This window comes from Pseudoalteromonas sp. SG43-7 (genome assembly GCF_014164295.1).
Classification (GTDB): Bacteria; Pseudomonadota; Gammaproteobacteria; order Enterobacterales; family Alteromonadaceae; genus Pseudoalteromonas; species Pseudoalteromonas rhizosphaerae.
The window spans coordinates 39,678-46,157 of the sequence record NZ_JACJEY010000037.1; the positions used below are offsets into that span (position 1 = coordinate 39,678).

General features: G+C 38.8%; 8 protein-coding genes. 4 read left to right on the forward strand and 4 right to left on the reverse strand.

Annotated features, from left to right (window positions below; genetic code table 11):
* Nucleotides 1–2 precede the first annotated feature (2 nt).
* Together H5200_RS15905 and H5200_RS15910 are read right to left on the reverse strand one after the other, a co-directional pair.
* Entirely contained in the window at nucleotides 3–818 is an 816-nt protein-coding gene (locus tag H5200_RS15905) for a M23 family metallopeptidase (RefSeq protein ID WP_182718841.1), read from the reverse strand.
* On the reverse strand, nucleotides 811–1,668 hold the full coding sequence (locus tag H5200_RS15910) for a 6-carboxytetrahydropterin synthase (protein WP_149981106.1): 858 nt from the start codon (nucleotides 1,666–1,668) through the stop codon (nucleotides 811–813). Before H5200_RS15910 ends, H5200_RS15905 begins: the two co-directional genes overlap by 8 nt.
* A 204-nt stretch (nucleotides 1,669–1,872) precedes the next feature.
* Between H5200_RS15910 and fabA the strand changes: the two genes are divergently transcribed.
* Nucleotides 1,873–2,388: a bifunctional 3-hydroxydecanoyl-ACP dehydratase/trans-2-decenoyl-ACP isomerase gene (gene fabA / locus H5200_RS15915; RefSeq protein ID WP_182718839.1), complete on the forward strand. Its 516-nt coding sequence runs from the start codon at nucleotides 1,873–1,875 to the stop codon at nucleotides 2,386–2,388.
* An 80-nt stretch (nucleotides 2,389–2,468) separates the two neighbouring features.
* On the opposite strand, the gene rmf is transcribed toward fabA, so the two are convergent.
* Complete coding sequence (rmf, locus tag H5200_RS15920) at nucleotides 2,469–2,639, reverse strand: ribosome modulation factor (protein ID WP_182718838.1); 171 nt, start codon at nucleotides 2,637–2,639, stop codon at nucleotides 2,469–2,471.
* 729 nt (nucleotides 2,640–3,368) lie between these two features.
* Here rmf and H5200_RS15925 point away from each other — a divergent pair.
* Both H5200_RS15925 and H5200_RS15930 read left to right on the forward strand, forming a co-directional pair.
* Nucleotides 3,369–4,004, forward strand: a complete 636-nt coding sequence (locus tag H5200_RS15925) for a TetR/AcrR family transcriptional regulator (protein WP_182718837.1) — start codon at nucleotides 3,369–3,371, stop codon at nucleotides 4,002–4,004.
* A gap of 63 nt (nucleotides 4,005–4,067) precedes the next feature.
* On the forward strand, nucleotides 4,068–5,060 hold the full coding sequence (locus tag H5200_RS15930; protein ID WP_182761831.1) for an MDR family oxidoreductase: 993 nt from the start codon (nucleotides 4,068–4,070) through the stop codon (nucleotides 5,058–5,060).
* A gap of 211 nt (nucleotides 5,061–5,271) precedes the next feature.
* On the opposite strand, the gene H5200_RS15935 is transcribed toward H5200_RS15930, so the two are convergent.
* Complete coding sequence (locus H5200_RS15935; RefSeq protein WP_182718835.1) at nucleotides 5,272–5,838, reverse strand: hypothetical protein; 567 nt, start codon at nucleotides 5,836–5,838, stop codon at nucleotides 5,272–5,274.
* Between the two features lie 189 nt (nucleotides 5,839–6,027).
* Between H5200_RS15935 and H5200_RS15940 the strand changes: the two genes are divergently transcribed.
* A complete protein-coding gene (locus tag H5200_RS15940) occupies nucleotides 6,028–6,444 on the forward strand; it encodes a VF530 family DNA-binding protein (RefSeq protein ID WP_145233938.1) in 417 nt (138 codons plus the stop codon).
* Nucleotides 6,445–6,480 lie beyond the last annotated feature (36 nt).

The window sequence follows — 6,480 nt, forward strand, 5'->3', positions numbered from 1 at the left end:
CTCTACTTTTGGTTTGCTAATTTATCTAACATCATAAGTGCAGGATCAAGGCGTTCGCCTTTCCAATTAAAACGCCAATCCAGATGAGGGCCAGTTACACGACCAGTCGCACCAATTTCAGCTATTTTATCACCGCGTTTAATGGTATCCCCTACTTTTACATCAAGCTTACTTAAGTGTATGTAGGTAGAAGTGACACTGTGGCCATGATCTAAAATTAAAGTTCCACCAGAGTAATAAAGGTCGTTATCAGCAAAAACAACGGTACCACTGACAGGCGCATAAACAGGACTGCCTGTCTTGTTGGCTATATCTAAACCAAAATGTGGCCGACGAGGCTCACCATTAAAATAGCGTTGGCTACCATACACACCCGAAATACGCCCTTGTGCAGGTTTGTAAACTGGATCTAAAAAGTACCTAAGCTCAGAGTCAACTTTTCGGGCATTTCTTACTGCCACAGCTTCGCGGCTGATACGGTCACTTACCGCTTTTGGCGGTGACACATATTTACTTGCCACTCCAGTAATTTTATCAATTTTATAATCACGTTTAGTGATCTCAATCGCTTGCTGATGTTTGACACCGTCTGCATCAACCCAGGCTAATTGATGGGTTAATTCAGCATCACGGCCAAAGCCAAATACAAACTCACCTTGTGCGGTGGTTTTTAATGCTTGGCCATTAAAAATAACTGACTTAACCCCATCAATTTGACCAGTCACTAACCCGCCTTGGGTTAAGTGACCTTTTAGCTCCACTGCATCAGCAAAAAAGCTCACAGTAGCAAATAACGAAACGGCTAATAATTTACGCATAACAAATGGACCCTTTGGCCACACCTTCGTATGCTGTGACTTTTACGTCATTGTCAGGATGCTGCGCTTTAACTTGCTCAGCAAGGTAACCTGCAATACATTCAACCGTAGTATCAATGGGTAAAATATCACACCGTTCTTTACTTATTGCCATTTCAAAATAGCCTTGTGCGGCGGTATAGGCAAAACAGAGGTCATTTTCTTTGGCGCTGATGTGCTGTAGCTGCGGCGCTTGAATTTGATCTTCTGCTGTAGCTAAATAAATATCTTGCCATTTATCAGCCCATTGCTTTTGTAATCGTGGCATTGCCATTCCATCAAGGGCAATACCAATTTGCGAACGGTGACCATGAATAATACGCTGGCAATTACCGTCGTGCTTTTTAAGGCCATGACTATAGTGATAATAAAAGCTCTTACTATGCTCTGGCTTTAACTCAATTTCGATTTTATCGATATTGCTTGGTAACTGCGGCATGATTGTAGCAATTAAAAATTCAATAACTGACTGCTCATTAATAACATCAGCATCAATTAAACAAAACGCTTGGTTTGGCGCGCTCATTGCTAAGTGGTGATCATCACCAAAAGTACAATCAAGTGTTGTGTAGTCACCATGGTTTTCAACTTGGCCGTTAATTTGGTTGCCAATGGCCAGCTTGTGATCAATACATTGGTCGATAATGCCTTTGATTTGCTTTTTAACTAAGCCAAAATCAAGCACCATAGACTCTTCATTTAACTTGCCATGCAAGGTTAAATCAACAATCCAGCTCTCGCCAACTGCGCCTCGTTTATTACACAAGTAAGAAAAATCAATTACGGTAAGTGCGTTAACAAAAAGGATCATAAACTTCCTTTATACTGGTTAAAAAATCACGGTAATTATAATGATTTTTGCTAGTAATTGCGCGATTTAATCGTGTAATTAGCATGTTCTTCACCTAAGCGGTGGTATTTCGTGCAAATAAATTATTTTTTTAACTGCTCCGAGTTGTTTAGCGTACAAGTGTACGCTAAAGTACGTGGCAATTTCTAAGCGATGAAAAGTGTTATGGAACCTAAAAATAGTTATACAAAAGAAGATTTGATCCTATGTGGTCAAGGTGAAATGTTTGGAGAAGGCAATTGTCGTCTACCAAGTGACAACATGTTAATGATGGACCGTATCGTCTCAATCACTGATGACGGTGGAGAGCATGGTAAGGGTGAAATCGTTGCTGAGCTTGATATTAACCCTGATCTTTGGTTTTTTGCTTGTCACTTTAAAGGTGATCCAGTCATGCCAGGTTGTCTTGGTTTAGATGCAATGTGGCAACTGGTTGGCTTTTTCCTTGGTTGGTCTGGTGGTCCTGGTCTTGGCCGTGCGCTAGGTGTAGGTGAAGTTAAATTTACTGGGCAAATTTTACCAACAGCAAAAAAAGTGACCTACCGTTTGACCATGAAGCGCGTTATTAAACGTAAATTATTCATGGGGATGGCTGATGGTACTGTTGAAGTAGATGGCCGCGTTATCTACGAAGCAAAAGATTTAAAAGTTGGTTTATTCCAAGATACTAGCGCGTTTTAATTTTGTAATTAAAACCCAGCTACAAAAACGCCGCTGTTTCATAAACAGCGGCGTTTTTGCTTTAATTCAATACTTAAAAATTAGGTTTTATACATATTGCGATTTTCTATCGCTTCGCGCCAACCGCCTAACCACTCTGATTTTGGGTCTATTTGTTGATAAGGGCATAGGTCTTTTGAACGGCCCGCGAGGCCTGCTTTAAAGCCTTGAGAATGAGCTCTTTCTAACCGATCTCTTTTCTGTCTCTTCATAGGTAAATCCTCACCTTTTATATTTATATATTTGTAGTGTTCGTGACATCTACATTTAATGAATAGTTAATAAAACTGTTAAATTCAAATCACAAAAGCAATTAAATAAATTGACTTTAACTAAGCTGCTGATGCAAAAATGAATTAACATATAAAAAAGTAAAGTGGTCGTACCATCTTCTGTGCGACCCATATATGTACAAAAAATTACGACTATCTAATCACTAACACGCAGTTTCCTGCTCTAATTGTGACTGCGGTTTATGGGTGAAGTTCCTATAAAAAATGTAATTATGACAAATTTATTTCAACTCATTAATAGTAAAGAAGTTTAATTTTTGAACTTATTTCAGACCACTTTACTGCGGCTTATTCACACTTAATTAGCCCACATTTCACGTACATTTTTAAATTGTTTAATAATTAATCCTTGCAACTATACCCAAACCACCTCAATATACAGAATTCAGCGTTTCACAGGGGCTTAGTATCAAGGCGTTACTTTGCAACAATGGCAGCCCCTTTTAAGAAGTAACAACGCTGAGAGTAAGTGCCTGTGAAACGCCCAACGGGTTGGTTTAAAAGCGATTTATACTGCGTTATTGATTTTAACAATAGAACCACTATTACTTGCAATCAATGCCTTGCCTAAATCGCTTTTAATTCCAACTGAAACTCGCATCTTGAGGTGGTTTGGGTATATTAATACGATCGGTCTAATATGTGTTTATGCTAAAAAACAGTCAAAATCCACCACGACGTGGTCGCCCACCAAAAGTTGCCCGCAGTAATGCCGACACCAAAGCGTTACTTATTGCTACGGGGGTAGAAACACTAACCGAGTTTGGCTTCAGTGCCACAGGACTTGATACTATTTTAAAAAAAGTAGGTGTTCCAAAAGGTTCTTTTTACCACTACTTTAATAATAAAGATGCCTACGGCTTAGCTGTTATAGACGCTTATAACGATTACTTTGTTGCTAAACTTATTCGCTATCTAGGGGCAAGCGATATCCCTCCTTTAGAGCGACTAATCAATTTCACCCAAAGTGCAGCACGGGGTATGCAAAAGTACGATTTTAGTCGCGGTTGTCTAGTCGGTAATTTAAATCAGGAACTAAACCACCTCAGCGATGACTTTAAAAATAAACTATTAACCAGCTACGAGATTTGGCAACAACATGTGCAAGTTTGCTTGGCACAAGCTCAGCAGGAGCGTGTTATTGCAGCCAACGTGAATACCACACAAATGAGTGAATTTTTTTGGATTGGCTGGGAAGGTGCTGTAATGCGTGCCAAGCTAACTAAAAATACTCAGCCACTTATTTTATATACTGAAATGTTTTTACGTGCATTGCTTAGGTAACGGCTTAAGTAATTGCTCTTTATTCATAACAATTAAAAGACGATCGGTCTAAATGGAGTCCAGATGAACAATCAATTTAAAGCCATTGTTATAAATAATACTGACGATAAGTATACCGCGTCAGTACAAACACTAAATAATAGCGAATTACCCAATCTCCCTGTCAAACTAGATGTGCTTTACAGCACCCTAAATTATAAAGATGGTCTAGCTATTACAGGAAAAGGCCCCGTGGTGCGCTCATTTCCTATGGTGCCGGGTATTGATTTAGTGGGTAAAGTAACAGCCAGTGATTCTAGCGAGTTCGCTATTGATCAGTTGGTATTACTAAATGGCTTTGGTGTTGGCGAAAAATACTGGGGGGGTCTGGCTCAACAAGCCGCTGTTAATGGCAATTGGTTGCTCCCACTCCCAACGTCGTTAACACCTAAACAGGCCATGCAAATTGGTACTGCCGGTTACACCGCGATGCTCAGTATTATTGCGCTTGAAAAGCAAGGCATCACTCCCGAATCTGGTGATATTTTAGTTACGGGTGCAAACGGTGGTGTAGGTAGTTTTGCCGTCTATTTACTTAATCTACTAGGTTTTACCGTAGTTGCAGCAACAGGTCGTGTAGATCAAAGCAAACATTTAAAACAACTTGGCGCCTCTGAAGTGATCGATCGAAATGAGCTATCAAATCCAGGTAAGCCATTAGCAAAAGAACGTTTTGCTGCAGCCATTGATTCGGTTGGCAGTCATACCCTTGCTAATATTTGTGCTTCTTTAAAGTATGGCGGTGTAGTTACTGCTTGCGGTTTAGCACAAGGCATGGATTTTCCTGCATCCGTTGCGCCGTTTATTTTGCGTGGTATTTCATTAATCGGCATAGACAGTGTAATGCGTCCAAAGGTCGACCGCATCCAAGCATGGCAACGTCTAGGTGAGCTTGTTGAGCAGAGCTACTTAGATAAAATATCGACTGAAATTAATTTAGAGCAGGTTATTAACGCGGCTGATGAGCTGATGGCCGGAAATATCCGAGGCCGTGTAGTAGTAAATTGCCAACAGTAAAAATAAGTTATACCAATCGTGTTAAGTTACTAAGTATTTATAGCGACGGAGAAATACAGTGATAACAAGACAGGAATTTTGACATGCCGTTGTTCTACTTGAAAAATTACTGACGTATTTAGCGCTTCATTTAGCCCGCTAGAATGGTTAAATATTTAACTCAATTGGTATATTAAAGCTTCTTGTAAAAGAAGCTTTAATTTTTTCGTCATTACATGCCTAAAGCAGCAAGCTTTTCGTTTAATTCGTCTTTTGAAATTAAACTCATTTCATACTGTTTTTTAACTTTACGAATAGTGTCGAAATTATCAAGTTTTAATCGTGCTTTAGCTAATTTCTGTTCTTTTTCTGCTACAGAGATCACATCAAGTTTAACGGCTTTTTCAAGCTTCTCTTTTTCTTGATCGTATTCTTTTTGAAAAATTGCTTTTTCTTGAATGATGATTTGATCTTTTAGCTTTTTCTCAATTTCAATAGCTTCATCTTCAAGCTCAATTTTTTTCTCAAGTAACGGTTCAACACGGTTTAATGCTTCTTGCAAAGCACTTTCGATATTTTGTCCTTGGTTTTCTAGTAAATTTTCTACGTATTTTTTACCAATATCTTGATAACCAATATTTAGCTGCCCTTCTATTGAAGTGATCTCAGAGCGGATCGCCGATAACTTTGAGTTCTCTTTCATTGAGGTGCTCATATCAGAGCTTAGTTTAGACGTTGATTCGCTGATATTTGAACCAATAGTGGTAGCTTGTGTTTTAATTTTATTAAAAAGACCCATGTATATTATTCCTTAAATCTATCATCCAATGTTGTGGCGTCATGCCAATACTTATTAAAGCGCACTAATATTACCGATAAACTAAACAAATGTAAATTACACAAGCAAACTGACTTGATATTCTTGTATCAAATTATCGTGATAAAAATTATAATTCTGGGATTAGATTTTAGAAAAAGAGTGTAAAACATGAGTAATGAAGATTTATTCGGCAATAACCCGCTACAAGGCGTTAAACTTGAGCAAGTTGTATCAGAGTTAGTTGATCAATATGGGTGGGAGCTTTTACATGCTTATCTACTGCTAAATTGTTTTAAAAACAACCCTGACATCAAATCTGCAGTTAAATTTTTGCGTAAAACCCAGTGGGCACAAGATAAAGTTGAAAACTTTTATCTTTATAGATTAAAAAATCTTCCTAAACCCGATGATGTTCAATATGAACTACCACCACGTGACCGCGTTATTCCTGAAGATCATAAACCGGGTGAACCATGTGAGTTAAGTTTTAGTGACGCAAAACGTATTCAAGCGAAAAAAGAAGCCAAAGATCGTGCACGGACGCGCAAACAACGCTCAAATGCCAGTAATCCTTGGGGTAACTAGGTGCTAGGTGCTAGGTGCTAGGTGCTAGGTGCTAGG